This window comes from Bacillus sp. WC2507 (assembly GCF_052656125.1).
Genome location: NZ_JBQXPN010000001.1, coordinates 4,831,021 through 4,857,204 on the forward strand (window position 1 = coordinate 4,831,021; position 26,184 = coordinate 4,857,204).

At 35.4% G+C, this 26,184-nt stretch carries 33 protein-coding genes; 14 read left to right on the plus strand and 19 right to left on the minus strand.

Going from position 1 to position 26,184, the window contains the following annotated elements:
• The first annotated feature begins 421 nt into the window (after nucleotides 1–421).
• Complete coding sequence (locus ACUN28_RS25460) at nucleotides 422–1,630, plus strand: LCP family protein (RefSeq protein ID WP_016089220.1); 1,209 nt, start codon at nucleotides 422–424, stop codon at nucleotides 1,628–1,630.
• Between the two features lie 148 nt (nucleotides 1,631–1,778).
• Nucleotides 1,779–2,219, plus strand: coding sequence for a hypothetical protein (locus tag ACUN28_RS25465; RefSeq protein WP_016089221.1), 441 nt, complete (start codon nucleotides 1,779–1,781; stop codon nucleotides 2,217–2,219).
• Nucleotides 2,220–2,252: 33 nt separating this feature from the next.
• Here ACUN28_RS25465 and ACUN28_RS25470 read toward each other — a convergent pair whose 3' ends face one another.
• From ACUN28_RS25470 to ACUN28_RS25515, 10 genes are all read right to left on the minus strand, one after another.
• Entirely contained in the window at nucleotides 2,253–3,017 is a 765-nt protein-coding gene (locus tag ACUN28_RS25470) for a sulfite exporter TauE/SafE family protein (protein WP_016089222.1), read from the minus strand.
• 33 nt (nucleotides 3,018–3,050) lie between these two features.
• Nucleotides 3,051–3,530: a DsrE/DsrF/DrsH-like family protein gene (locus ACUN28_RS25475; RefSeq protein WP_016089223.1), complete on the minus strand. Its 480-nt coding sequence runs from the start codon at nucleotides 3,528–3,530 to the stop codon at nucleotides 3,051–3,053.
• Nucleotides 3,531–3,602: 72 nt separating this feature from the next.
• On the minus strand, nucleotides 3,603–3,899 hold the full coding sequence (locus ACUN28_RS25480; RefSeq protein WP_016089224.1) for a rhodanese-like domain-containing protein: 297 nt from the start codon (nucleotides 3,897–3,899) through the stop codon (nucleotides 3,603–3,605).
• Between the two features lie 14 nt (nucleotides 3,900–3,913).
• Nucleotides 3,914–4,273 (minus strand): rhodanese-like domain-containing protein, encoded by a 360-nt coding sequence (locus tag ACUN28_RS25485; RefSeq protein WP_016089225.1) that lies wholly within the window; start codon nucleotides 4,271–4,273, stop codon nucleotides 3,914–3,916.
• A gap of 30 nt (nucleotides 4,274–4,303) precedes the next feature.
• Nucleotides 4,304–4,534, minus strand: a complete 231-nt coding sequence (locus ACUN28_RS25490; RefSeq protein ID WP_016089226.1) for a sulfurtransferase TusA family protein — start codon at nucleotides 4,532–4,534, stop codon at nucleotides 4,304–4,306.
• Between the two features lie 28 nt (nucleotides 4,535–4,562).
• Nucleotides 4,563–5,693 (minus strand): MBL fold metallo-hydrolase, encoded by a 1,131-nt coding sequence (locus ACUN28_RS25495; protein WP_016089227.1) that lies wholly within the window; start codon nucleotides 5,691–5,693, stop codon nucleotides 4,563–4,565.
• Between the two features lie 38 nt (nucleotides 5,694–5,731).
• Nucleotides 5,732–6,307, minus strand: coding sequence for a sulfurtransferase TusA family protein (locus tag ACUN28_RS25500; RefSeq protein WP_176539373.1), 576 nt, complete (start codon nucleotides 6,305–6,307; stop codon nucleotides 5,732–5,734).
• 73 nt (nucleotides 6,308–6,380) lie between these two features.
• Nucleotides 6,381–6,644, minus strand: coding sequence for a metal-sensitive transcriptional regulator (locus ACUN28_RS25505; protein ID WP_016089229.1), 264 nt, complete (start codon nucleotides 6,642–6,644; stop codon nucleotides 6,381–6,383).
• A 191-nt stretch (nucleotides 6,645–6,835) separates the two neighbouring features.
• Nucleotides 6,836–7,420, minus strand: coding sequence for a DUF3238 domain-containing protein (locus ACUN28_RS25510; protein WP_016089230.1), 585 nt, complete (start codon nucleotides 7,418–7,420; stop codon nucleotides 6,836–6,838).
• Nucleotides 7,421–7,555: 135 nt separating this feature from the next.
• Nucleotides 7,556–8,140 carry a DUF3238 domain-containing protein gene (locus tag ACUN28_RS25515; protein ID WP_016089231.1) on the minus strand — a complete coding sequence of 195 codons (585 nt, stop codon included), beginning with the start codon at nucleotides 8,138–8,140 and terminating at the stop codon, nucleotides 7,556–7,558.
• A 145-nt stretch (nucleotides 8,141–8,285) separates the two neighbouring features.
• Here ACUN28_RS25515 and ACUN28_RS25520 point away from each other — a divergent pair, with 145 nt between their 5' ends.
• Nucleotides 8,286–8,759 carry a MarR family winged helix-turn-helix transcriptional regulator gene (locus tag ACUN28_RS25520; protein ID WP_016089232.1) on the plus strand — a complete coding sequence of 158 codons (474 nt, stop codon included), beginning with the start codon at nucleotides 8,286–8,288 and terminating at the stop codon, nucleotides 8,757–8,759.
• A gap of 128 nt (nucleotides 8,760–8,887) precedes the next feature.
• Here the strand turns inward: ACUN28_RS25520 and ACUN28_RS25525 are convergent, their stop codons facing one another.
• The 3 genes from ACUN28_RS25525 to ACUN28_RS25535 form a co-directional block, all read right to left on the minus strand.
• On the minus strand, nucleotides 8,888–10,150 hold the full coding sequence (locus ACUN28_RS25525) for a neutral/alkaline non-lysosomal ceramidase N-terminal domain-containing protein (protein ID WP_016089233.1): 1,263 nt from the start codon (nucleotides 10,148–10,150) through the stop codon (nucleotides 8,888–8,890).
• Nucleotides 10,151–10,258: 108 nt separating this feature from the next.
• Nucleotides 10,259–11,674, minus strand: coding sequence for a stage V sporulation protein SpoVR (gene spoVR / locus ACUN28_RS25530; RefSeq protein ID WP_016089234.1), 1,416 nt, complete (start codon nucleotides 11,672–11,674; stop codon nucleotides 10,259–10,261).
• A 115-nt stretch (nucleotides 11,675–11,789) separates the two neighbouring features.
• On the minus strand, nucleotides 11,790–12,350 hold the full coding sequence (locus tag ACUN28_RS25535) for a nitroreductase family protein (RefSeq protein ID WP_016089235.1): 561 nt from the start codon (nucleotides 12,348–12,350) through the stop codon (nucleotides 11,790–11,792).
• A gap of 233 nt (nucleotides 12,351–12,583) precedes the next feature.
• Here ACUN28_RS25535 and ACUN28_RS25540 point away from each other — a divergent pair, with 233 nt between their 5' ends.
• The 9 genes from ACUN28_RS25540 to ACUN28_RS25580 all read left to right on the plus strand — a co-directional run bounded on the left by ACUN28_RS25540 (nucleotide 12,584) and on the right by ACUN28_RS25580 (nucleotide 19,239).
• Nucleotides 12,584–13,180, plus strand: a complete 597-nt coding sequence (locus ACUN28_RS25540; protein ID WP_016089236.1) for a hypothetical protein — start codon at nucleotides 12,584–12,586, stop codon at nucleotides 13,178–13,180.
• 124 nt (nucleotides 13,181–13,304) lie between these two features.
• Nucleotides 13,305–14,810, plus strand: a complete 1,506-nt coding sequence (locus tag ACUN28_RS25545) for a spore germination protein (RefSeq protein ID WP_000489317.1) — start codon at nucleotides 13,305–13,307, stop codon at nucleotides 14,808–14,810.
• Nucleotides 14,807–15,889: a spore germination protein GerYC gene (gene gerYC, locus ACUN28_RS25550; protein ID WP_000789838.1), complete on the plus strand. Its 1,083-nt coding sequence runs from the start codon at nucleotides 14,807–14,809 to the stop codon at nucleotides 15,887–15,889. Before ACUN28_RS25545 ends, gerYC begins: the two co-directional genes overlap by 4 nt.
• Nucleotides 15,890–15,901: 12 nt before the next feature.
• The gene (locus tag ACUN28_RS25555) at nucleotides 15,902–17,011 is read left to right on the plus strand and encodes a GerAB/ArcD/ProY family transporter (protein ID WP_016089237.1); all 1,110 of its coding nucleotides are present in this window, start codon (nucleotides 15,902–15,904) and stop codon (nucleotides 17,009–17,011) included.
• Between the two features lie 45 nt (nucleotides 17,012–17,056).
• Nucleotides 17,057–17,566, plus strand: a complete 510-nt coding sequence (locus ACUN28_RS25560) for a PCYCGC domain-containing protein (RefSeq protein ID WP_016089238.1) — start codon at nucleotides 17,057–17,059, stop codon at nucleotides 17,564–17,566.
• 119 nt (nucleotides 17,567–17,685) lie between these two features.
• The gene (locus ACUN28_RS25565) at nucleotides 17,686–17,934 is read left to right on the plus strand and encodes a YhdB family protein (RefSeq protein ID WP_001195458.1); all 249 of its coding nucleotides are present in this window, start codon (nucleotides 17,686–17,688) and stop codon (nucleotides 17,932–17,934) included.
• Between the two features lie 165 nt (nucleotides 17,935–18,099).
• Entirely contained in the window at nucleotides 18,100–18,519 is a 420-nt protein-coding gene (locus tag ACUN28_RS25570) for a disulfide formation protein C (RefSeq protein ID WP_016089239.1), read from the plus strand.
• Between the two features lie 12 nt (nucleotides 18,520–18,531).
• The gene (locus tag ACUN28_RS25575) at nucleotides 18,532–18,951 is read left to right on the plus strand and encodes a thioredoxin family protein (protein ID WP_016089240.1); all 420 of its coding nucleotides are present in this window, start codon (nucleotides 18,532–18,534) and stop codon (nucleotides 18,949–18,951) included.
• Nucleotides 18,952–19,023: 72 nt separating this feature from the next.
• Nucleotides 19,024–19,239, plus strand: coding sequence for a DUF1540 domain-containing protein (locus ACUN28_RS25580; protein ID WP_016089241.1), 216 nt, complete (start codon nucleotides 19,024–19,026; stop codon nucleotides 19,237–19,239).
• Nucleotides 19,240–19,274: 35 nt separating this feature from the next.
• Here ACUN28_RS25580 and ACUN28_RS25585 read toward each other — a convergent pair whose 3' ends face one another.
• The 3 genes from ACUN28_RS25585 to ACUN28_RS25595 form a co-directional block, all read right to left on the minus strand.
• Complete coding sequence (locus ACUN28_RS25585; RefSeq protein ID WP_000834195.1) at nucleotides 19,275–19,526, minus strand: hypothetical protein; 252 nt, start codon at nucleotides 19,524–19,526, stop codon at nucleotides 19,275–19,277.
• A 103-nt stretch (nucleotides 19,527–19,629) separates the two neighbouring features.
• Nucleotides 19,630–20,391, minus strand: a complete 762-nt coding sequence (locus ACUN28_RS25590) for a L,D-transpeptidase (RefSeq protein ID WP_016089242.1) — start codon at nucleotides 20,389–20,391, stop codon at nucleotides 19,630–19,632.
• A gap of 66 nt (nucleotides 20,392–20,457) precedes the next feature.
• Nucleotides 20,458–21,324 (minus strand): SDR family oxidoreductase, encoded by an 867-nt coding sequence (locus ACUN28_RS25595; protein ID WP_016089243.1) that lies wholly within the window; start codon nucleotides 21,322–21,324, stop codon nucleotides 20,458–20,460.
• A gap of 201 nt (nucleotides 21,325–21,525) precedes the next feature.
• Between ACUN28_RS25595 and ACUN28_RS25600 the strand changes: the two genes are divergently transcribed.
• Entirely contained in the window at nucleotides 21,526–22,827 is a 1,302-nt protein-coding gene (locus tag ACUN28_RS25600) for an NCS2 family permease (RefSeq protein WP_016089244.1), read from the plus strand.
• 60 nt (nucleotides 22,828–22,887) lie between these two features.
• Here ACUN28_RS25600 and ACUN28_RS25605 read toward each other — a convergent pair whose 3' ends face one another.
• The 3 genes from ACUN28_RS25605 to ACUN28_RS25615 form a co-directional block, all read right to left on the minus strand.
• Nucleotides 22,888–23,205 carry a hypothetical protein gene (locus tag ACUN28_RS25605; RefSeq protein WP_016136522.1) on the minus strand — a complete coding sequence of 106 codons (318 nt, stop codon included), beginning with the start codon at nucleotides 23,203–23,205 and terminating at the stop codon, nucleotides 22,888–22,890.
• 194 nt (nucleotides 23,206–23,399) lie between these two features.
• Nucleotides 23,400–24,254, minus strand: coding sequence for a patatin-like phospholipase family protein (locus ACUN28_RS25610; protein WP_016089246.1), 855 nt, complete (start codon nucleotides 24,252–24,254; stop codon nucleotides 23,400–23,402).
• A 128-nt stretch (nucleotides 24,255–24,382) separates the two neighbouring features.
• Complete coding sequence (locus ACUN28_RS25615; RefSeq protein ID WP_016089247.1) at nucleotides 24,383–24,844, minus strand: MarR family transcriptional regulator; 462 nt, start codon at nucleotides 24,842–24,844, stop codon at nucleotides 24,383–24,385.
• Between the two features lie 140 nt (nucleotides 24,845–24,984).
• Between ACUN28_RS25615 and ACUN28_RS25620 the strand changes: the two genes are divergently transcribed.
• Nucleotides 24,985–26,166, plus strand: a complete 1,182-nt coding sequence (locus ACUN28_RS25620) for an MFS transporter (RefSeq protein WP_016089248.1) — start codon at nucleotides 24,985–24,987, stop codon at nucleotides 26,164–26,166.
• Nucleotides 26,167–26,184: the final 18 nt, after the last annotated feature.

The following is a 26,184-nucleotide window of genomic DNA, read 5'->3' on the forward strand; positions in this document are numbered from 1 at the left end:
AACGGGCAGTAAGACCCCCACCTCAAAATTCAGCGGAAGCAAAGAAGTGAGTTGGGGATCAACTGCCCGTAAACGCCCGATTGGTTCAACTAATAATCAGTGGGAGATGAACAAAACCGCCACTGATTAAAGTTTCACTTTATTATATAGAAGAAACAAGTAAACCTACTCATTTCTTCTTGGCTATATTTCAACAAATCTTACTTCTCTATTACTTTCTCATAATACATATTTTCATTTCCACTAAAACAACTTATACTTATTCTACATCTCAAAAATAAAATATAAAAAATCTGACTTTTTATAAATATATTGAATTTTTACGAAATGTAAATGATTTGTAATGTTTTTTTTCGTCAAATTTCATTATAATAAGTGGATATGAGTGTCGTATTTCAATCCAAATGAAGGAGTACAAGAAATGGAGCAAAACCCATCTTTGCAAGAAAATACACGCAGTAAACCGAAAAAAGGTAAGAAAAAAACAAAAATTATTATAAGCGTTATTCTATTCTTTTTAATAATAGGTGGCGGTTATACTTGGTTTTTAGTAAATAAAGCATCTTCTGCTGTTCGAAATGCCGCACACGATTTAGCACGCGGTGATAAATCTGATTTACGTGATAAAGCTGTAAAACCTATCGCAAACAATGTCTCTGTCTTAGTCATGGGTGTTGATGAAAGCGATGTCCGCGGGAAAGAATATGGTGAAGCTATAAGAACGGATGCACTATTACTTGCAACGTTTAATAAAGATAGCAAAACTGTAAAACTATTAAGTATTCCACGAGATACATATACTTATATTCCAGTGGAAAAGAAAAAAGATAAAATTACACACGCTCATGCATACGGTTCTACTAAAAACGGAAAAGATGGTGGACCACAAGCAAGTATTGATGCAGTTGAAAAATTACTAAACGTTCCTGTTGATTACTTTGTAAAGTTTAACTTCAAATCATTTATGAAAATTGTCGACGATTTAGGTGGCATTGAAGTCGATGTACCAGTTGAATTTACTGAACAAGATAGTAACGACAATGCTGATGCAATTCACCTGAAAAAAGGTGTTCAAAAGCTAAATAGTGAAGAAGCGCTTGCACTTGCTAGAACGCGACACATCGATAGTGATGCAATGCGTGGACAACGTCAACAGCTCGTTATTGAAGCTATTTTAAAGAAACTAACAAGCGTTGGCTCTGTAACAAAAGTTGGCAACATCATTGATGATATTAACGGACAATTCGTTACAAACTTAACATTCGATGATATGCTTTCATTCTATAAGTATGGAGCGGATTCTTCAATTGAGAAATTACAAATTCAAGGTGACGACTGCTATATGGAAAAAGGTGACGATACATGCAGCAAATCTGCTGGTGGTGGTCGAACATATTACTACAATCCAGATAAAAAAGAATTAGCAAATGTTACAAACGAACTTCGTGCTCACCTTGGATTACCTGCATATACAAAAACAGACTCTGATTCAAAGAAAACAAGCACAGAGAAAACAAAAGAGTCTAAGTCTGAAAATTCAAGTGAACGCGAATCAAGTAACAATGAAGTGAAAAATAAGAATAAAAATAACAATGAAGATACAGAAACATCGTCTAACGACAATGAATAAAAAAGAAGCAGTTCTCTATGGAGGTAGAGTACTGCTTCTTTTTATTTCTCCACAATCAAAAATCAGAACTTTCTAACTATCTTTTTTAATATTTTTAAATTATAATAAATAGTAGCAATCTATTCCAATTATCAGGGGGCTCATACATATGAAAGCTGCAGTAAAACATAACATCTCAGATTTTAAAGACTACTTAAAATCAAACGATATATACATGGAAGAAAATATAGATGAAAATGATGGTTCTGTTCATTTTTCAGTAGGTTTAGAGACAGAAGCTGGAGCAAAAATCCAACTTATCGCTGCTTTCCAAAACGAACATCCTACTGTGGATATATACTGCTTCAATGTTGCTCACGTACCTAATGAAGCATCAACAAATGATATTTTGCATGTCATTAATGAACTAAACACATCTTATCGATTTGCAAAATTCACGCTAAACAAGCAAAATGCAATTGATATCTCAGCATCTCTTGCATTCTCAGAACCAAATTTCAATCCAGCACTTGTCTTTGAACATACGAGAATGCTATATAAATTAGCAAATGACGAATATAAAAACTTAATGAAAGTTATTTGGGCATAAATAAAAGGATGGGCTGCAAGCAGCGCCATCCTTTTATTTCGATAACATATCAATCCACATCTTAACAGCAGTGCCTACAATCAAAATCGATAACATATATTGCAGTACTTTTTGATTGACCCTTTTCCCAACTCGCACTCCAAGCGGCGCAGCAAAGATACTTGCAACCGCAATAATAAGGGCTGGAATTACAACTACTTGCCCAGTTATCACTTTTCCAGTCGTAATCCCTACTGAGGAAATAAACGTAATAGCGATAGAAGTTGCTATTGTTGTACGTATCGGTAATTTTAAAATAACTAGCATAATCGGAACTAAAAGGAACGAACCTCCAGCTCCTATAATGCCTGATGCTCCGCCTACAATAAATGCTAACAAGCTTGCTAACCATTTATTATATTTCACTTCATCACCATTATTTCGTTTCGGTACGAACATCATAATAGCAGCAATTGTGGCTAACGCTGCATAAACAACATTGACCGTATGTTCCTCTAATACATTCGCACCAAAACTACCTATGAAACTTCCTATTAATATACTAGCTCCCATATACACAACTAGTGTTTTATCCATATCATTACTTTTCCGATAGGCCCATGCCCCTGCAAAAGTTGCAAAGAATACTTGCACCGCTGTAATACCACTCACTTCGTGTGATGTATATCCCGCAAACCCTAGCAATACCGGAATGTATAAGATCATCGGATAATTAATAATCGCACCGCCAATTCCAACCATTCCTGATATAAACGATCCTATAAACCCAATTATAAAAAGTAATACGACTAAACTCACCTTATATCCCCCGCCTTCTAAAAAGAAGGTGATTTAAATGAATAAGTTCACATTCCCATCCGAAGCATCTGCTAAATAAGCTCCTACTCCTGCAAACTCTACCCCTTCCATAATCTCTTCCTCTTTTAACCCTAATAAATCTACTGTCATTTGACAAGCTACAAGTTTAATCCCCTGTTCTTTCGCCAAGTCTATTAAATCTGGTAAAGGCATCGCATTATGTTTTTTCATAATACCTTTAATCATCTTTGGTCCTATACCTGCAAAATTCATTTTTGATAATCCCATCTTATCAGCTCCGCGCGGCATCATTTTTCCAAATACTTTTTCTATAAAAGTTTTCTTTACCTTCACATGTTCATCTTTCCTTAAAGCATTTAATCCCCAGAAAGTATGAAAAATAGTAACCTCTTGATCATACGCCGCTGCACCATTTGCAATAATATAAGCAGCCATCGCTTTATCATAATCTCCGCTAAATAAAACGATTGTTGTTTTCTTCTGTTGTTCCATGTTGTTCTCCCTCCAATTACCTATAGGGGTATTTGATTGTTTATAAAAAGGCTCAAATCATTTACCTCTGTACTATACGACTTTACCTTCCCAAGCTAACATACCACCTACCATATTGATTGCTTGAAAACCGTGGCTCTCTAAAAACTGAACTGCTCTTGCACTTCTTCCTCCTGAACGACAAACGATAATATATTCCTGTTTTTTATTTAGCTCATGCATACGAAATTCTAATAGTCCTAGTGGAATATTACATGCTTCTAGAATTTTCCCTTCAGCTACTTCTTCTACTTCACGTACATCTATAATATTTACTGCCTCTTTACGTAACAATTTTCCTTCTAATTCTTTTGCTGTCATTTCTTTCATTTTAAATTTCCTCCTCACAAACCATTCATCCCGCCTGAAACATTGATAACGTGCTGAAATCCTAATTTTTTTAATACTTTTGCAGCCTGCTTACTTCTCATCCCGCTCTGACAAATAACGATTACTTCCTTATTTTTATCTAACTGACTTGCTCTACTAGCTAACTCATTTAACGGGATGTTCCGAAATCCTTTCATATGATTTCCTCTATATTCACCTACTGTACGAACATCGATAAGTTGTTTCCCTTTTTTCCCCACTATATTCTGTAATTCTTTTCCATTTATATTTTGAACACCTTTCACTGGTAAAAAACGTGAAATAACAAACACTGCAGTAAATACAATGAAAAGCGTACTCAATATTATATTCATATAACCAACCCCTCCACATTTATAAAACTACTACGCCTTCTTAATCCAAAATTTCAGTACATCAGCTTCTTCTACATGCTTTACGATTTCATGACCACCTTTATTCGCCCACGCTGGAATATCCTTAACTGACCCTTTATCCGTTACATGTACTTCTAACACTTCTCCAGTTTGTAACGTATCCATCGCTTTCTTCGTTCTTACAATCGGCATTGGACATGCTAAACCTGTCGCATCTAATACTTGTTTTACATTCATCATCTATTCCTCCAGTTTTTTATTTCTTTCATTATCCGTGCACTGCACAACGATTTGGACCAATCTCCATTTCACGCTCTTCATCCGCACTCGGATGAATCTTCCCCATATTCGTTTGACGAATTTCTTCGTAAGCATTCGGCTGAGGTGGTAAATTTTCTGTTACAACTTTACGAAACTCTCCCTCATCCTCAATATTTAGTCCTGCATTATACGCGAATAAATCTTTTAACTTTGCGCTCACAACACCATTCTCATCCATTTCACTTATTTTTGAATAATGAGCTGGTAACACGATTAATTGTTGAGATAATACTTTATATCGGTCATATAAAGTTTCTCGCAAATCACTCACCCAATCCTCAGCCTTTCCAGCAAGATCTGGACGCCCAATTGAATCTACAAATAAAATATCGCCTGATAATAAATAGAAATCATCTACAATAAATGATGTACTCCCAATCGTATGCCCCGGTGAGTATAATGCGTCAATTTCAATTTTGGTACCCCCCACTGTAATAACAGATCCTTCAACAAGCGGTTCATATGAGAAAACAACTTCCTCCGCATCTTTTGGCGGTAACCAATACGTACCACCTACTCTTTCAGCTAACTTACGTCCTCCAGAAATATGGTCTGCATGTAAATGTGTATCCATTACATTCGTAATCGTAACGCCCTGCTCTTTCGCAAACTCTTCATATGCTTCAACTGTTCTTACTGCATCAATAACTGCTGCCTCACCGTTTGAAACGACCATATAAGATAAACAGCCTTTCCCAAGGCGGTTAAATTGATATATGCTTCCTCCGTCCTGTACATCTCCTACTTTTAACGGCTTCACATATTCACTCCAAGCTTTCATACCTCCAGCTAAATAAAAAACATTATGGAAGCCAGCCCCCAACAATTGCTCTGCAACAAACTGCGAAGAACCTTCTTTTGCACATACGACTAAAATTTCTTTCTCCCTCGGCAATTCACTTGCAATATGATCTACACCATCTAACAAATCAAAATACGGTTTATTTATAGAAAAAATTTGTTTTCCTTCAATTTTCCAATCTTCATAATCCGTCTCATTACGAACATCTAAAATAAACAAATCTCCGAATAAAATTTTCTCTGCAACATCTTTTGCATATAACGGTTTAACGCTCATATAATTACCCCCATAGGTATATTTTTATTTAAAAAAATTTACTTCTCTATATTCCCTTGCCACTCTACCATACCTGGAATGACATTTTTCACATTTGAATTCCCTTTCTCTTTCAACATTTGACAAGCTACATCACTACGGTTACCTGTTCTGCAAACAACATAAATTTGCTTCTCCTTATCTAAGACAGCACTGTCTAACTCACCTAATGGCACCGAAATGGCGGATGGAATATGACCAAAAGCAAATTCTGCCGCTTCGCGAACATCTAATACGATGCACTCTTCACCACTTAATAATATATCTTGCAATTCCGCATTCATAATTGTATGAGGATATTTCACTACTTCATTCATTTCATGCTCGTGTGCTTTTCTAACGTAATGCATCAATAAATCACCTTCGTATTTCGTACCGATATATTGATGACCTACTTTATTCGCCCAACTTTGTATATCTATAGTAGACCCTTTATCCGTTGCCTGAACTTCAATCACTTGCCCTGATATCAAACCTTCCATCGCCTTCTTCGTCTTCACAATCGGCATCGGACAAGCCAAACCTTTACAATCTAAACTCACATCCACTTTTATACTCATAGTCGATTCCTCCACAATTCACATACATATACCTGTATGGGTATATTAAAATGTTTTTGAAAATCTGTCAACACTTATGTTTGACAGATTATCGGCTTTTTACAAGTAATTGAACAGCTTCTTTAATTAAATCTTCATTTGAACCATTACCCTTTTCAAACTGCTCACGTAAACATTGCTCTAAATTTGTTCCCACAACGAGTCCAATTGTACGATCTAGCGCCGAACGGGATGCAGTTAACTGTGTAATAACATCTCGGCAATCTTTTCCCTCTTCCATCATGCGAAGCACACCACGAACTTGACCTTCAATACGTTTCAATCTATTTTTCATATCTTGATTATATTCCACTGTAGACCACCTCCGTATTTATAACTATATTATACATTACTTTGTAACTTTGTATAATAGCATATACCCTTGAGGGTATATTGTAAAGGGTTTTGTTTTTTGAAACCCTCTAAGGTATATTAAAAATGCAAAAGCCATTGATTTTATTGACTTTTGCATTTCTCACCTACACTGCATTATTATCTTATTTCTTATAAACTCTTTGTAAAACTATAATCCATTTCTCCACCTAGTGCTGCAGCTGTATCACCAGTTTCTCTAAAATCATGTGTATATATTTTTTCAAATGAACCGAAATCTACTTGCTTATAAAATTCAAAACAAGGGAATCCATCATGCTCTCCTTGAATATCAATACTACCATCCCTTTTCACACATACATGTAATACATAATCTACAGGAGGTGCATATATATTTAATGGATTACTTGCACTCGCACTCATTTTAAATTGCACACCATCAGGATTCCATACGATATTAGTACACACAATATTTTCAGCACTCGCTTTTCCTGTTCTTTTATTCACAGAACCGTCTGGATTCGTAACCTTCTCAGTCGTAATACCCGTGTTCGCATATGAAAACACTTCTTCTTTATAAAAATCCACTACTACCTCTTGCTCAACTCTAGAGCGCATAGTATTTACCGCATGTGGTGTAAATTCACGTGAATCACCTTCGAATTGAATTGTTTTTCCTGTCTCCATATCCTTCCTTGGTTCTGTCCAAGACATTGGAATAAATACGTTAGCTCTAATTTTTACGATATTAGTCATAAGAAACACCTCTATAATATTATTTTAAATACTGCATAATATTGAGTAAAACAAACCACAATTTCGCTCCCATAATCAATAGCTTTCTCTTTTACGTTTGCTACTTCCTTCTGAAAAATAGCGCTATATTTATATCTAGATTGTCGTTTTAAAGCTATATTCCATTTCTCCAGCTAGTGCTGCTGGGGTATCATCCGTTTCTCTGAAATCATGTGTATATATTTTTTCAAATGAACGAAAGTCTATTTGTTTATAAAATTCATAGCAAGGGAAACCATCATGTACACCTTCAACATGCACAGTACCACTTTCATTAACTCGTATAGTCAAAAAATAATCTGCTGCGGGTGCCGCCGCATTTAACGGATTACTTGCACTGGCTCTCATTTCAAATGAAACTTCATCCTCGCCCCATACGATATTAGTACATACAATATTTTCTGTACTTGTTTCTCCTTTTTGATACTCAATTGAGCCATCTGAATTTGTAATTTTCACAGTAACGATGCAAGCATCTACATATGTGAAAATTTCTCTTTTATAAAAATCAACAATCACTTCTTGTTCTAATCTTGAACGCTTTGTATTTACAGCGAATGGTGTAAATTCACGTGCATCTCCAGCGTATTCAAAAACTCTTCCTGTTGCAGCATCCTTAATAGGCTTCAGCAACGCATACGGTGCAAATACACTCCCTCTAATTTTTACAATATTAACCATGTGAAACCTCCGTTGATTCTATTTATATAAATTATTATTTGTTCTACCAACATAATATAGTCAATTTGATTGACTATATTATGTATAGTACAATAGACCTTACCGATAGTCAACTTAATTGACTACAAGTGCGGAGGTTATATACATGGATCATCAAACATTTAACGAATTAGATCTCACTTCACTTTTATCATTATCTTTCAGCACATTAATTACTGAACTACATGACAGATTAAGTGAATTAGGATTTGAAGATATTAGGCCAGCACACGGTTTTATGTTCAAACGAATCCTTCCTAATGGAGCAACAGGTATAGAACTAGCTGAGTATTTAGGAGTTTCTAAACAAGCTGTAAGCAAAATGATCGATTCTCTTGAAAACAGTGGTTATGTCACGCGTAAAAAGCATCCTACTGATAAAAGAGGTAAAATCATTATTTTAACCGAACGTGGTTTAGCTGTAATGAAAGCGAAAGAAGAAATAGTAGCTGAAATAGAGCAACGATGGATTGAAAACATAGGTACTGAACGAATGCAAATGCTCAAGGAAGATTTAACAACATTCGTTACTAAAGAAAATACAGAGAAATTATCATCAAGCATACGACCTGTTTGGTGAACAAAAACTCCATATAAAAAACGAATCCACTTTGATTATTCTTTTTCAAAATGGATTCGTTTTTTACAGCTTTATTAAAATCATTGATTCCTTTAAATTTTGTTTTAAATATATGGGATATCCATATATTATGCATTATATAATTCCGTAACTCTCTGCACGATCAGCTCTGCCGTATTCTCCTCTGGCGGCATCAACAAGTTTGTAACTGGACCATACACAACAGGATTTAATTCCACTTCATATCCACCATATGCATACTCCTCTTTTGTCGGTAAGTAACCAATATATCCATTCGTATAGCCACCAAAGAAAGCTAGTTCATTTTGAAGACTCTCTTTCATTTCTAAAGCAGTTTCTGAAAAAGGTTCCATCGGTATTCCAGAGAATATACCATCATTCATTTGAAACAATTGAATTTCTAAATCGATACTTAACTGCCGCATACCTTGCTTATATTTCTCTAAAATTATAGCAAGCCATTCATCCGTATTCACATCCCACTGCTTCTCAGCTAATTGAGCCATGCTTCGTATTTCATTCATTTCAGGAATATCTTTCAACTTCATTTGCATCGTGCTCGAAACTGTCCTTAAACTTACAATTGGGCTATATGTAACTATTGGCAACATCGTTAATACATGTCCACTAAGCGTGTAAGCCATTTGTGTTAATGCGTCCCCTGAACCGCGATACTTTGCATTTACATTGCCAGCAGCACCTTGCACAATAATAACAGGACAGTTTACGATTTTCTCAAGAATCTCTCTCGTCATTCCCGGATAATCCGCTGATAATACATCGCTATCACCTTTTAACACATTCGGATGTGCCGTACAAAATACTATAATCCCAGATAGCTCCTTCGTTTCAGCATTTCTTATTGCTAACATGCCAATTCGTTTATCTACAACACCCTCTATATTTGTTCCCATCTTCGCTCTTCCATCAGATGTTCTCTCTCTTCGGTTTACCCCAATATCACCTGTCGTAACACTCCAGCCAATTTCACATGGACTCAAGTTGTTATTCGCAGTAACAGCACCGTGCACTACATTATTTACTAAAATCGTTTTATACGACTTTACTAAAGGATGATCACCGACTGTTTCCGGACCAGAATGTGTATGTGTATAAACAACAGTTATTCGCTCAAATGGTATATGAAGCTCTCTCGCTATTTGTTCACGAATCATATTTGTATCTTCTACTAACATTCCAATATTATCAATACTTATAAACACAGTTTTCGTTTCATCTTTTTCAAATACAAAAACTGTCCCATACATACACTCTTCAATATTATTTATTCCTGTCTCTCTATGGTATCCGACAAAATCAATACCTACAGGCGGCGTAATATCAACCTTACATACCCCTATTTTGCTCATTTATATCGCTCCATTTCTCTATGTAACTCCCTTTTTTCAAGAATAGCATATTTAACTTTGTTCCAAATAAAAAAGAACGGACATAGCATTCTATGTCCGTTCTTTTCATCACACATACTTCCGATGCACCATCTTCCCATCATAAGAAAACACAACGCCCTTACTCTCCACAATCGACTCCATATGCACCGTTCTTCCCCATAACTGATGAATGTATGGCAGCACTTTTTCTAAGTATTTTAAATCGAGCTCGATTCCTTCGTAACTATGTTTAATGTACAATTCTCCGTTCTTTAAGTAATCTCCATCTTCTACTACTAAGTACGGGAAGCCACCGTTTGTACGCATATTTACGAGTTGATCACGCACATGTTCCCACTCTTTATCTATTACTTTATATTCTTTTCCCTGGCGCTGGAATAAGTACATATCTTCTCTCATTACGAGATCTTTGTTTAAGTAGTTTCTTAAGAATGATACATCCCATTCGATTTCGCGTACTTCAAAGATTTTGTCCCGACCAGATCCTGGCTTTACGCCGCGTCGTTTCATTTCTTCTGTCGGGTTATTGTAGCGTTCTTCAATATCTTCAAACATTTTAATACCGAGGTAGTATGGATTAATACTTGTTTTAGATGGTTGAACTACACCTGCATTAAGCTTTGCGAATTCAATCGCTTCAGAAGATGTTAAGTCCATTTCACGGAGTATGCGTTGATGCCAGTACGAAGCCCAACCTTCGTTCATGATCTTCGTTTCAAGCTGCGGCCAGAAATATAACATTTCCTCGCGCATCATCGTTAATATATCGCGCTGCCAATCTTCTAGCTCACGGCTATATTCTTCAATAAAGAGTAGTAAATCTTTCTCTGGTTGCGGCGGAATTTTCTTCTTTTTATGCATATTAGGCCGTTCTCTCTTTTTGTTTCGATCATCTAAATTCCATAAATCATCGTACTGTGATATCTTTTTCTTTTCTACATCCTCTTCTAAATCTTCAATACTCCACGCAAGTTTTGGACGCATAAGCGATGGATCAATGTGCTCTTGAATGGCAAGTACGGCATCTAAAAATGTTTCTACCTCTGCCTTTCCATACTTATGCTCATATGCTTTCACACGGTCGGCTGTTGCCGCCATACTTTCTACCATATCTCGCTTCGTATTTGAAAAACGAATATTATTTTTAAAGAAGTCACAGTGTGCTAAAACGTGCGCTACAATTAATTTATTTTGAATTAACGAGTTCGTATCTAGTAAAAAGGCATAACATGGATCAGAGTTAATAACGAGTTCGTATATTTTACTAAGACCTAAATCGTATTGTAATTTCATTCTGAAAAACTGTTTTCCAAAACTCCAATGTGAAAACCGCGTCGGCATCCCATACGCACCAAATGTATAAATAATTTCCGCTGGACATATTTCATAACGCATCGGATAAAAATCAAGCCCAAATCCAGTCGCAATTTCCGTAATTTCCGCAATTGCATATTGCAGTGCTTTATCGTCACTTACTCTCATTATTTTCCCTCCTTACACTTTCCCTTAAGAAAGTGTATGATGAGGAACAAGCTTTCATGAGGATTGATTGCATAATAAAAAGACATCCTCATAAAAAACGAGAATGTCTCATCTATTAACCTTCAATAATCTCCATCTTCTCCGTAATCGGTGTACGAGCTTTTCCTTCTGGTGCTTTATCGAAATAGCCAAGGTGAAGAATTCCAACGATGCGTTGACCTCTTGTTAAACCAAGTCCTTCTATAAATAATGGATTGTAGTTTAATCCGCCTGATTTCCAAACACAACCTAATCCACGTTCCCAAGCAAGAAGTTGGAAGTTTTGCATAAATGCACATGTCGCAGCGTAATCTTCGTCTCGCTGAATTTGGCGTGGATCTTCATTCATATATACAACGATTTGTGCAGGCGTACTTAAGAAACGATCTGATAAAATTTTACCACGTTTCGCTCTTTCTTCTTCTGTGAAAGAGTTTAATACTGCATCTACTAATTTCTTTCGGCCTTCTCCCATGTATAGTTTACAATTCCATGGTTCACGGTGCTTATGATTCGGTGCCCACGTTGCGTCGTTTAATAGCTCAATTAGTAATTCTTTGTCCACTGCTTTATCTGTAAATGTACGAACAGAACGTCTTTCTTTAATCACATTTGCGATGGAAGTATATGTAGTCATATTTTTCTCTCCCTTATTTTTATCTATATGTATAACGCTTGTTATTGATATTGATTTTCAATTTCGATTATAACCTAGTTTTTTACTATTAATCAATGTTTTATGTTGGAAAACTTTCAAAAACATCATTTCATACTGTGAATAAAAAAACTTAACTTGTTCACAAGTATTTCACATTTTATGGAAATGATATGTATACAGTTTTCCACATTATCCATCTAGGAGGAGTCTATATGTACAAAAAAATCGCAATAAGTATGACTATGGCAGCCCTATTATGCGGGATATCTATCTTCCCCGCTTCCGCCGCTACACCAAAAGAAGTAACATTGCACCATCATAAACCAATTTCAGAAGAAGAAATGCAGTCGCTCGAAAAACTCGGCTATAACAAACATGAAATTTGGAAAGCTGCTCACATTGCAAGAATGAGTAAAAAAGAAATTAAAGACGTTTTAGCTTACTATAAACAAAATAAATCTTGGGAGAAAACAGCTGAGCATTTCGGCGTAGATCCAAGTAAATTGAAAAAGCATCATATGGATAAAGAAACGAAAAAAGCACTACTGCAAGAATTAGCAAATATGCAAAAATCTACACCAGACGGACTAAAACAAAAAATGAAAGAATATAATATCGGATTACGTCAGCTCACGGTATTAACAATCATCTCTCAAAAGAGTAATACCCCTCTTGATGATGTACTAAAAATGAAAAAAGACGGTATGGATATTAAACAAATCGCGGAAAAATTAAATGTTAAAAGAGAAGATATACGAGCAGAGATGATTAAATTAGTGAAGTCTATTAAAGAGAAGCAAACAAATTAACACGCAAAAAAGGAAGAGGTATTCACTGCTCTTCCTTTTCTTTATGAACTTTCAACTTTGAAGTATAAATTCCCGTATTTCCCAAAAACTAACATAAACAAATGATGTAGTAAGGGGTGAGAAAATGTTTCGTTTATCGTCTAAAAAGAAGAAAAAAACAATCTGTTCCATTCCAGAGTTTGTCCTCACTATGAAAGAATCTAGTGATTTCGTTTCCTATAACATCGTAGAAGATGGGACACTATGTTTGTTTTATTATAAATCTACAGCTGAATCACTCCTCATTAATCGATTCATTTTAACACCTATAAAAAGAGAATTAGATCGCATTGAAAATATAAGTGACATAGCAAATATCGTTACACTCGAAGGGATCATCACCAATCCTTCTATTGATGATATTCGTGAAAAATTATTAGTTGGGTATGTACTCATACAGATAAAAAACGATTCTCAAGCAGCAGAATATGCACTTATTCGTGCTGAAAGTTCAGTTTTAGGTACACGATTATATAACGATACCGAAAATGAATATAGTGTAATCGGTCCAAAAGTCGGGTTTGTTGAAAATATTGATACAAATACACACTTACTTCGCCGAAATATAGTAACAGAGCAATTGGTTTTCAAAGAAGTTATAGTTGGCTCTATATCAAAAACAAAGGTGATAGTTGCTTACATCGAAGGCATTACAAATGAACAACACATCAATACTGCAATGCAGCGCTTACAAGATGTTGACTTTGATGTTCCTTTTGATGCAACTATGATTGAACAGTTTATTAGCGATAATAGTAACTCACCCTTCCCTGTTTTACTACCTACAGAGCGGTTAGACCGCTCTGTGTACGCATTACTGAATGGAGGCGTTGTTATTTTAACAGACGGTTCACCTTACGCATTAGCTGGACCAGCGACGTTACTTGATTTCTTCGTCTCGCCAGAAGATTATTATTTACCATGGATAGCAGGCTCATTTCTTCGAATGGTTCGCTTTTTCGGAGCAGCATTCTCGCTATTTTCATCAGCTATTTATACAGCTGTATTAACGTATCACTATCAAATGATTCCTGTGGATTTACTAGGTCCGATTATTTTTTCAAGAGCTAATGTACCCTTTCCGCCCATTTTAGAAGCACTTTTTTTAGAAATCACAATCGAATTGCTCCGTGAAGCTGGAGCACGATTACCTACAAAAGTTGGACAAACAATCGGCATCGTTGGCGGGATTGTAATTGGCCAAGCATCTGTTCAAGCTGCTTTAACGAGTAACATTTTATTAATTGCAGTTGCTTTATCAGCACTCGCTTCTTTTACAACACCAACTGTAAAAATGTCTTCTACTATCCGGATACTACGATTTCCACTTATTCTTTTAGCTGGTGCATTTGGGGGCTTAGGTCTTATTGTAGGATTCGTACTCATATTAGCTCATTTAATTCGCTTAAAATCACTTGGATCACCTTATTTATTACCTCTATATCCATTTCGCGGTTTAGGGACAGCAGAAGGACTCCTTCGCCTTCCATTTAGTCAAACTGCAGAACGCGCTTCTTTTCTAAGGCCCAAAAAGAAATGGCGCTATGACCCGAACAAAGCGAAAGAAAAACGCGACGGTGAGGAAAAATGAAAAATATTTTATTATGCTTTTCCATTATCATTTTAATTGTTCAATCTGGTTGTACAGAAGCATATATAGTTGATACACAGCGAATGATTCACGTAGGTGGATTCGATATAATAAAAGATAAAAAATTTCGCGGAACCATTTTATATCCCGATTACACAAAGGGCGTACAATCTAAACCAGAAACTCAATCAACTCATGCAGGTACAATTGAAACAATCTCTTCCCTTCTAAACGCCAAATCTCCACATACGATCGCTGTAGGTCAAATGCGTGTTGTCCTATTTGGAAAAGCATTTGGTGAACATGGACTTGGAGATGTTATTAACAACTTACAACGTGATCCTAACATTGGCCGTGATGTGCAGCTAGCACTTGTAGATGGTTCAGCAGAAGAATTACTGAAACATGTCAGAATAAATGGATCACTTTATTTATCTGATTTATTGGAGCAAAATATAAAAAACGAGACAATCCCGCGGACAGCTTTAAATATTTTTTTATATAACTTCTATTCATCTGGATGCGATCCATTTCTTCCTTACATTCAAGTATCAGAAGACAAATCTGCTTCCATTAAAGGGCTAGCTTTTTTAAAAAAGGATAAAGTGGTTATGTATACAGATAAGAAAAGGTCTTTTTTATTTAAATTACTCATTAATCCAACGAAAAATGGGCGTTACGAAGTCCCAATACGTCAAGGTAAACATAAAGGATTAATTGCTACTCAAAACATATCTGGAAAAAGTGTATGTTCTCTTTCACCAAACGGTGATATTCCGAAAGTTAACATACACTTAAAATTAAATGGACTCATAAAAAATGCTCCCAGCTGGCTTGATTTATCGAAGAGCAAAAATGTAACTTACGTAAAAAGACATGTAGAAAAAGCGCTTGAAAAGGATTTAAACGAATTAATACAAACATTCCAAGAAAATGAAATCGATCCAATTGGTATACGTGAAGAAATTCGTAGTCACTCAAGAAAATGGAGCATGAAACAAATTCAGAACATGTATCCTAACGTAGACGTTGCTGTCAATGTAAAGATTAATGTCGTACAATCTGGTATCGGAGAATAGTGAGGTGCTATCATGGCTGAACAAGATAAAACACATACTGTTTCCCCTTATTTCACATTCCTTCTATTACACTCTCTTCAAATTGGAGTAGGTGTGTTAGGATACCAAAGGATTATTGCGCAATATGCTGGGTATGATTCTTGGATTTCCCTTATCGTTGCGGGCATTGCAGCTCATATCGTACTATTTTGCATGCTTAAAATGTTAGAAAAAGATAATGATTTAATGAATATTCATACGACATGTTTCGGAAAGTGGATTGGAACATTTTTTTCTGTATGCTTTGCCGCATATCTTTTATTATTTTGCCTTACTGTTCTTCGTTCATATATTGAAGTGATTCAAGTTTGGGTCTTTCCTACAATTAAACCGTGGAAATTAACCTTACTATTTTTACTTGTAGCTTATTACATAATTAGAGGTGGCTTGCGGTCTGTAACAGGAATATGTTTTTGGGGAGTTATCATACCGATTTTCGTCCTATTTTTCTTAGTTTTCCCAATGAAATATGCACATGTCCGTAACATTTTCCCAATTCTTACTCATTCACCTTTAGAAATTCTAAATGCAACGAAAGCATCTGCATTAGAATTTCTTGGATTTGAAGCGATTCTTATTTTTTATCCGTTTATTAAAAAAGGAAAATCGATAAATAAATGGGCACATGGTGGTATTGCTTTTTCAACTGTTTTATACGTAGTACTGGCAATTGTTTCCCTTATGTACTATAGTCAAGGGCAGCTACACCATACCATTTGGCCAACATTAACGATGCTAAAAATCATTAAAGTTCCTTTTATCCAAAGGTTTGAGTACATTATTATTTTTCTATGGTATCTTATTATTTTACCTAATCTTTGTTTAACCATTTGGTCTTCTTGTTGCATTAGTAAAAAATCGTTTCACATACCATTTAAAATCACACTACCATTATTTATCGCAGTCATATTTATTTCATCCTTATTTTTCACAAACCGTGAAAGTATCAACACATTAAATACAGTACTATCTAAAGCTGGTTTATATATTGTATACGCCTATATCCCAATTTTATTTCTATTTCATTCACTACGATGGCGCTTCAAAAATCCGTCGAAAAAATCTTCAACCGATACACCATAATCTCTGATACAATTTGATTAATACATTTGTAAAGGGGACAAGCGTATGAAGAAATATGTATTTTCTTTACTTGCAGTACTGAGTTTAATTCTTGCTGGATGCGGAGCTACTAGTACAAATGAAAAAAAATCATCTGAATCAAAAGAAGAGCATGACCACGCCACGCACACTCAGCAAGCTGACATTCAAGAGAAAACAAAAGGAGTCGACACACTTCCTACCTTCCTAGACAAGCTTGATCCACAAATGAAAGACATTTACACTGTTGCTGGACAAAATGCAGAGCTATTAGATTGGATTCCATGTTACTGCGGTTGCGGTGAAAGTGTGGGACATAAAAATAATAAAAACTGCTTTATTCGTGAAATGAAAAAGAATGGTGAAGTTGTTTGGGATTCCCATGCAACGACTTGCGTCAATTGCCTAGAAATCGCAGTTGAATCTGCTTCGATGAAACAAAAAGGAAAATCAACGCTTGAAATTCGTAACTATATCGATAATAAATACAAAGAAGGCTATGGCAAGCCAACACCTACGCCAATGCCAAAAGCTTAAAAACGAGGAAGCACCTCGTTTTTTTTTTCATTCACTTTTTTTCTTAACAAATTCTTTCAAGTGTATTTCTCCTTACTTGTCACACACTATATATAACTCCTCAGTAAGGAGGGTACACAGTGCAAACATATAACGACTATGATAAAGCTCTCTATTACACGTATTGCTGTAATTGGGATAAATTACTCGTTCTCATGGTTCAAACGAACGATCAACTATTTTCTAAGCGTATTGAACATTTTTTACACGCTTATCAATACAGTAAAGAACTACCAGAAGTTGATAAACAATTGCAGCTCCTATTTCAATATATTGACCACGCATCCCAAAAGTCACATATAGAAGAAGTAGAGCAAATTCAAATGTAAAATATAGCGCTATTCTCTTCTGGAGAATAGCGCTTTTTTAAAATGTTTATATCAATAAAAGTTTCCCCTTATAAAACTTTTATTGATAAACATATTTTTTCTTTCTTTTCTGTGCCACTTCATACTATAATTTAGTATGTAACTATTATAAGTGAGGTATAAAATATGGGACGAGAAAAAAAGCAAGAATATGCTTTACTTACCGCTTGGGGAGCTTCTTTTATCGCTACACTAGGAAGTTTATACTTTTCCGAAGTCATGAAATTTGAGCCTTGTGTCCTTTGTTGGTATCAACGTATTTTTATGTATCCATTCGTTTTATGGCTCGGTATCGCTGTAGTAAAAAAAGACTATCGCATCGCAAGTTATTCTTTACCAATTGCAAGTATTGGTGCTTGTATTTCTTTATATCACTATGCGATTCAAAAAATCGCAGCATTTTCAGCTGCTGGGGCAGCTTGCGGTCGTGTACCATGTACGGGAGAATACATAAACTGGTTCGGCTTTGTGACAATCCCGTTTTTAGCACTTATCGGCTTTATTACAATCGCGGTTTGTAGCTTTATTGTCATCAAAAACAAATAAGGAGATGAAAGAATGAAAAAAATGCTTATATTTGGCGGTATTATTATCGTCTTATTTGCGGCAATCTTTGCTGTAACACAAATGGAAAAGAAAAACGCATCGACAGATGAAAAAGATTACTACTCAAATAAAATTTCTCTTGAGGATCTCAATAAAAATATAGAAGATAAAAAAGAACAAACGATTTACTTTTATCAAACCTCTTGCGTTCATTGTCAAAAGATCTCTCCTACTGTTGTACCTTTAGCGAAAGATTTAAATGTTGATATGAAAGTAATTGATATTGAAAATTTAAACGAACCTTGGGATAAGTACAATATCCAAGGAACACCGACAATTATTCATTTTAAAGATGGTAAAGAAGTAAGCCGTATTAGCGGAGAACAATCAAAAGAAAAGTTCAAAGAATGGTTTGAACAAACGAAAAAATAAAGAGAAAAGGAAACTCCTTCTACACATGAAATGGGCGTAAAATCCCACACTAATGTATAAGGAGGGGGTTTTATGCCAGAAGTGAAATGCTCTGTTTCCAATTGCTCATTTTGGGGACAAGGTAACTTTTGTCAAGCAAGTGCAATCGTTGTTCAACCAGATGCACAAGAAGCTGGTTCGAATGCAAATGATTCGTATACAGGCGCGGTTTTTACAAACGAGACGCTAGAAAGCTCTGTAACAACGAGTGTAGAAACTTGTTGTCATACATTTAAGCCAAAATATTAAACATAAAAAGCATACGATTACTCGTATGCTTTTTTTTACATCCCTCTCCAAAAATCATGCATGATAAAAAAGTACAAAATAACGAGAACAGCTGTACCGCATAGGGTAATGCGCCGATATATACTCTTCTCCCCTTCCCTTGCCTTAACAAACGCCCAAATGAATCCGAAGAATAATATTAAATCAACATATGGAACATAAAAAGAAAAGACGAGAAACGCATACAAATACACGATAAATAAACAGGTCGTTACTAAGAAAACTTTAAATGCAAATTCACTTTTCATAATATAACCGCCCCCTATCTGTACTGTATTATATTCCGCAAAATACAATAGTTGCAGTTAAACTCGAAGTAGAAATAAGCTACCGTCTATAATACGGTAGCCATTACGGAACATTATATTTCCGTTTATATATATTACTTAAAGTCGAAGAAGGAATTTGCTCATAACGAATTTTTTCTCCTGTTTCATCCACAATATACAAATTGTTTCCTATATAATATATTCCATCTTTTCGTTTTGAGTACACTGCATATCTTTCGTTTGGCAATACCGTTTTCACTTTTGTTAACTGCCCATTTGGTTCTTGCCAATATATATCGGCACGGTCTACTAACGTAAGTATGCCAATTTGTTCTTCTTCTATTTTACGACCACTCCAACTCACAACACGATAACCAAGCTTATTCGCTTCATATTCGGGGCTCGTATGAAAACGAGAAATGATTACTTTTGTCTGCAATTGTACTCGGTCATATAGCCACTGTATATCTCTGTCGTGCATACGGATACAACCATTTGATTCCTTACTTCCAATTGTCCATTCCCGATTTGTCCCGTGAATCGCATACTCTTTTTTATCTAATCCGAGCCACCTTGTACCGAGAGGATTGTTCGGTGCACCACCAGGTATTTTCTTTCGATGATATTCTTTATTTTTATATTTAGTTATAATACAAAAATTACCTTCAGGCGTTGGGGTACTATCCCTTCCAGTCGTTATTGGAAATGTTTTCATATAGTTTCCCTCTTCAAAAAAAGATAGCTGATTCGTCGTAAGGTTCACTAATATTAAATGATCTGTATCAGCAAAAGCACTAACCGGTAGGATGAAAAGTAATAGGATGACGAAACATAACTTTTTCATCTATATCCCCCCTAGCGCTCACTATAATAAGTGGAATTAACTTTACTTTGCTCTTATAAATGAAAACTATCCATTTACAATAACGCCCCCGTTTACATGTATCATTTGCCCGGTAACATAGGATGAATCGCCAGACGCTAAGTATACGTATGCTGGCGCTAGTTCATATGGTTGACCAGGTCGTTGCATCGGAACATTGCTTCCAAACTGTGAGACTTTCTTCTCATCGAAGCTAGATGGAATAAGCGGTGTCCAAATCGGCCCAGGAGCAACACCATTTACACGAATCCCTTTTTGCACTAACGATTGAGAAAGTGATCTTGTAAAAGCTACGATTGCCCCTTTCGTTGCGGAATAATCAATTAAAGTTTCATTTCCTTCATACGCAACGATAGATGCCGTGTTTATAATGACATCCCCTTGCTTTAAATGAGAAAGTGCTGCTTTCGCAACGTGAAAATAAGAAAAAATATTAATACGAAAAGTCTTTTCTAGCTGTTCTGCTGTAATATACTCTAGTCCTTGCTGCGGATATTGCTGCGCGACATTATTTACTAAAACATGTAAACTACCTAGCTGCCGAACGGTCTCTTGTACAATATCTTTACAATGCTGTTCATTGCTTAAATCACCCGGTAACAATACACACTTTACACCTTCTTGTTCTACACGTTGCTTCGTCTCATTTGCGTCTCCCTCCTCATCTAAATACGCAATCGCAATATTTGCTCCCTCTTTCGCAAAAGCGATGGAAACAGCTCGTCCAATTCCACTATCTCCGCCTGTAATTAGTACATTCTTTCCTTTTAACTTTTCGCTACCTTTATAATTTGGATCTTCAAACTGTGGTAGAGGATTCATTAATGATTCAATACCAGGCTGTTTATTTTGATGTTGCGCTGGCATTGTTACAAAGTTTTTTTGCTGCGGCATAGCTTCTTTCAACTCCTTCTTCTTATAATGTGCATAATAAAAACTGAAATTCACACATCGTTTTACGATTAATATTCGAATTTAAGACACAAAATATGAATTATTGTAAACTTTTTAAGCAAAACTATTGCAAAATAGTTAAAAAACGAATATTATATATAACTGTTGTGAAAATTATTCGTAAACAGAAAGGATGTTTATATGTTTAACCTTTCAAAACATAAAACTTCTATTAAAACTGAAATTATGGCAGGTATTATTACCTTCTTAACAATGGCATATATCATTGTGGTAAACCCTGTTATCCTTGGGGATGCAGGTGTTCCATTTGAACAAGCATTTACAGCAACCATTATCGCTGCTGTTGTCGGAACATTATTTATGGCGATCTTTACAAACTTACCAATCGCAATTGCACCAGGTATGGGATTAAATGCTTACTTCTCTTACTCTGTTGTAAAAGCTCATGAAGGCATGACTTTCGCAATTGCATTCTCTGCTGTATTCGTAGCAGGTATGATTTTAATTTTGTTATCATTCACATCTTTCCGTACAAAATTAATGGAAGCAATTCCTGAAAACTTAAAACATGCAATTACTGCTGGTATTGGTCTTTTCATCGCCTTTATCGGTTTACGTTTAACAGGTATCGTTACAAAAAATGAAGCAAACTTAGTTGGACTTGGTGACCTTCACTCTGCTCCAGTACTACTAGCATTAGCTGGACTTGGAATTACAATTGTCCTTATGTCTTTAAATGTAAATGGTGCGCTATTTATCGGAATGCTATTAACTGGTATTATCGCTTTCTTCACAGGACAATTAACATTCTCAAACGGTGTTACTTCAATGCCTGGATTACCAGAAGGAATTATCGTTTCAAATCCAATTACTGCTGTATCTGATGTAATTAACTACGGATTGTACGGCGTTGTATTTTCATTCTTCCTTGTTACATTATTCGATACAACAGGTACATTACTTGGCGTTGCTCAACAAGGTGGATTTATGAAAGACGGAAAGCTTCCAAAAGCTGGACGAGCTCTTCTATCTGACTCATTCTCAGCAACAATCGGTTCTATGTTCGGAACAACACCATCAACAGCTTACATTGAATCATCTGCTGGTGTTGCAGCTGGTGGTCGTACTGGTTTAACAACTGTTACAGTAGCTGTTCTATTCGCACTAGCAGCATTCTTCGGACCATTAGTAAGTGCCGTTTCTGGTGTATCAGCTATTACTGCACCATCATTAATTATCGTTGGTAGTCTTATGATGGGTTCAGTTCGCCACATCGATTGGGACGCATTTGATGAAGCATTCCCAGCATTCTTAGTAATCTTAAGCATGCCACTTACATCAAGTATCGCAACAGGTATCGCACTTGGATTTATTTCATACCCACTTATGAAAGTGGCAAAAGGTAAATTCCGTTCTGTTCACCCACTTGTATACTTATTTGGAATCTTGTTCGCTTATCAATTGATTTTCTTACCACATTAAAATCCCTCATAAAGAGGGATTTTTTTTATATAAAAAAATAGAGCATCGAAATTCGATGCTCTATTTTCCCCTTGCAACAATCACACGAACTACTTTCAATGTAAGAAGTAAAAGACCGTTCACTATCGTTGCAATCCCTAAAAAGACTGCTATCATCAGCTCTCCCATTCCGTTATTTAATACAAACATAACGGAAGAAATAGAAGCCAAAATAAACAATATTAACGTTGGTATATATTTAATAACAGGCTTCTTATATGATTTTTTCGATAGTAGATTACCGCTTTTGTGACCGCTTAGAGTTGGATAGAATGCACTTGTTGAGATTGATGTTGCTAATAATACTAAAGTCGTAATTGAAAAAACTTCTCCTTTCATTAACAATCACCTCATAAATTAAATAGTTTAGTAGCGCTACATCATCATACTATCCTTCAAATAACTTCCCCTCAATAAGACACCCATATGTTTTACAAACTCTTTAAACCCTTAAACATTCATACATTTTTAAAAAGTAACGGATAAGCAATACAAAAAAGGCTGCGGAGAAACTCTTCTCCACAGCCTAATACTTATTTTTGTAAAAACGCCTGCAAATCTGCAAACTGTCTCTTTGCATCTTCATAGCCTTGCTCATATAGATTTTGTAGTTTTTCTTTATCTTTTTCCATACGATCTACTTGAAGCTGTATTTCTGGACGAATAACAAATAAATTACCAGCTTGCTCTTCTTTTTCAATGTAGTGAAGTGTTTCATTATACACTTCATAACGATTTAGCATCGTGTTCACAAGGTTCGGATATTTTTTATACGCTTTGGCTGCCACCCATCCAAACTTTGATTTTTTCTTCGCATACCCTTGATTTCTTGTTAAAATTACGACTGATTTTTCAAATCCATCTTCCTGTGCTTTACGAACTGGAATTGGATCAGAAATCCCACCATCTAATAACTGCTTACCACGGTAATTTACTACCGGTGCAATGAAAGGTAATGAACTAGATGCTTGTAATAAATTTAGTGCATCATCATTCGTTCCCTCTTTTTCAAAATAAACAGATTGTCCTGTTTCACAATCCGTTGTTCCTACAAGAAAGCGTTCAGGACTATTAAAGTATGTTTCAAAATCAAACGGCACATGCTTTTCTGGAATTTCATGAAAAATGAAATCCATATCAAATAACTGACGCTTTTTCCATAAGTTTTTATACGATAAATATTGTGGGTGTGATGCATAATCAATATTTACTGTTTTATTTCTATTTCGTTGTCTGGAAAGATACGACGCTGCATGACAAGCACCAGCTGATACACCGATTACATATGGAAAATATAAATCTTGTTCCATAAAATATTCTAATATCCCACCCGTATATACACCACGCATACCGCCGCCTTCTAATACTAACCCCGTATTTTCAAGCATGTTATTCTCTCCTCTTTATATATTGACTCTTTAATTATTCACTATGTTAAGTATCTTTTTCTATTATATATGAGTTCTTTTAGAAATTATATTCAAAAGGCTTGAAATAAAGGAGTTTTTTCTTCCAATTATATTTCCAAATGATCGGAGACATCCTTTATAAACCTTTGAATAAAATCTTGTTCTTCTTTCGTATATCTATCTAAAAGTAACAGCCACTTTTCTTCAGCTTGTTTATGCAATTTATCATGAGCTTTATATATTTCATTTCCGCTTTCCGTTAAGCGAAAGAAAATTTCTTTTTGATTGTCTAACATTTGCATCTTCTCAACGAATGCCTTTTGGAACAATTTTGTACAAATTTTAGAGATTGCACCCTTCGTTATTCCCATTTCTGTCGTAATTGCCGTTACATTCATCAAACCATTTTTCCCGATACACTCGATCACATGTAACTCAGATAAAGACATACCACTTATACCTGTCTCACGAAAAAATTTCTCATTTTGTCCTTTCAAATGTTCTTCTTTTTTATGCAAAAGTGTACGAATGTCCGAAAGTATTTCCATTTGTTTCGTTGCATAATCCAACCCGTTCGCCCCCTAAGTTTCCAAAGAAACAATTTAACTATATACCATTTTAAAATCATTTTTTCATATTTACAAGTGAGAAAAACATGTTAAAATAAATTTAGTTTCCTAGGAAACTAAATTAAAAGGAGGTTACCACAATGAAAAAATCCAAACTAAATTTCATTTTATATATTATCTGTATTAGTGCCTTACTCGGTTCCTTCGCTCAAAATATTTACACGCCTATCTTGCCCATGATTCAAGCTTCTTTTCACACTTCTCTTTATCTTGTAAATGTAACAGTTTCACTTTTCACATTCGTTCTTGCAATTATGCAGCTCGTATATGGGCCTTTCATTGATACAAAAGGAAGAAAATCTGTCCTTATCCCTAGTTTAATCATTAGTACAATTGGTTCAATCGGATGTGCTTTTTCGGCGAACATTTATTTATTTTTATTTTTTAGAGTTGTTCAAGCTATAGGAATAGCAGCTATACCTGTAGTCGCAGCAACGATTATCGGTGATTTGTTTGAAGGAAAAGAACGAGGGGAAGCAATGAGCCTATACCAAATGTTACTTGCTCTCGCACCTGCGATTGGCCCTCTCATAGGTGGTTACCTCGGTAGCATACATGGACACTTATCCGTATTTCTGTTTTTATCTATACTTGGCATTCTCTTATTCATTATAAACATTTCACTACTTCCAGAAACAAAACCAACTGTAATTAAGCAACCGCAAGCAAAAAAAAATTACTGGTTTATCTTAAAAAATAAAACTGGATGTTCTATTACTCTTATTGGCTTTATTCAATTTTGTATTTATTTTTGCTTTCTCGTTTTTTTACCGAGTATTTTAACAAATTCATTTCACTTAACTGCAAGTGAAATTGGTCTTGTATTTGTACCGATGTCCCTTTCTATTATGTTAGGAAGTTATTGCTACAAGGTTTTGCAAAAGCACCTTACAACAAAGCAAGCTTTATTCATTACTAGTTTCTTCAATATTATATGTGTCACTTTATTCTCTTTCACATATAGCATCAATATCCCATTCCTCATTATCGTTACATCTTTGTACGGTTTTAGTATGGGACTTTCTATGCCAACTCACACTACTTTATTAACGGAAGAATTCGTACAAGAACGCGCAACTGCTATCGGTATGTACAACTTCATCCGCTATCTCGGTATGAGCACAGGGCCACTTGTAGGTGGATTTCTTTTATTTAATCAAAATTACTTTTGGATTTTCTTCCTAGGTGCAATTATGTTTCTACTCATAATCTTATATGCGATGAAAATACTATGCTTCCCTGTCACACAAAAAGTAAAATAGAGACCTACAGATGGTCTC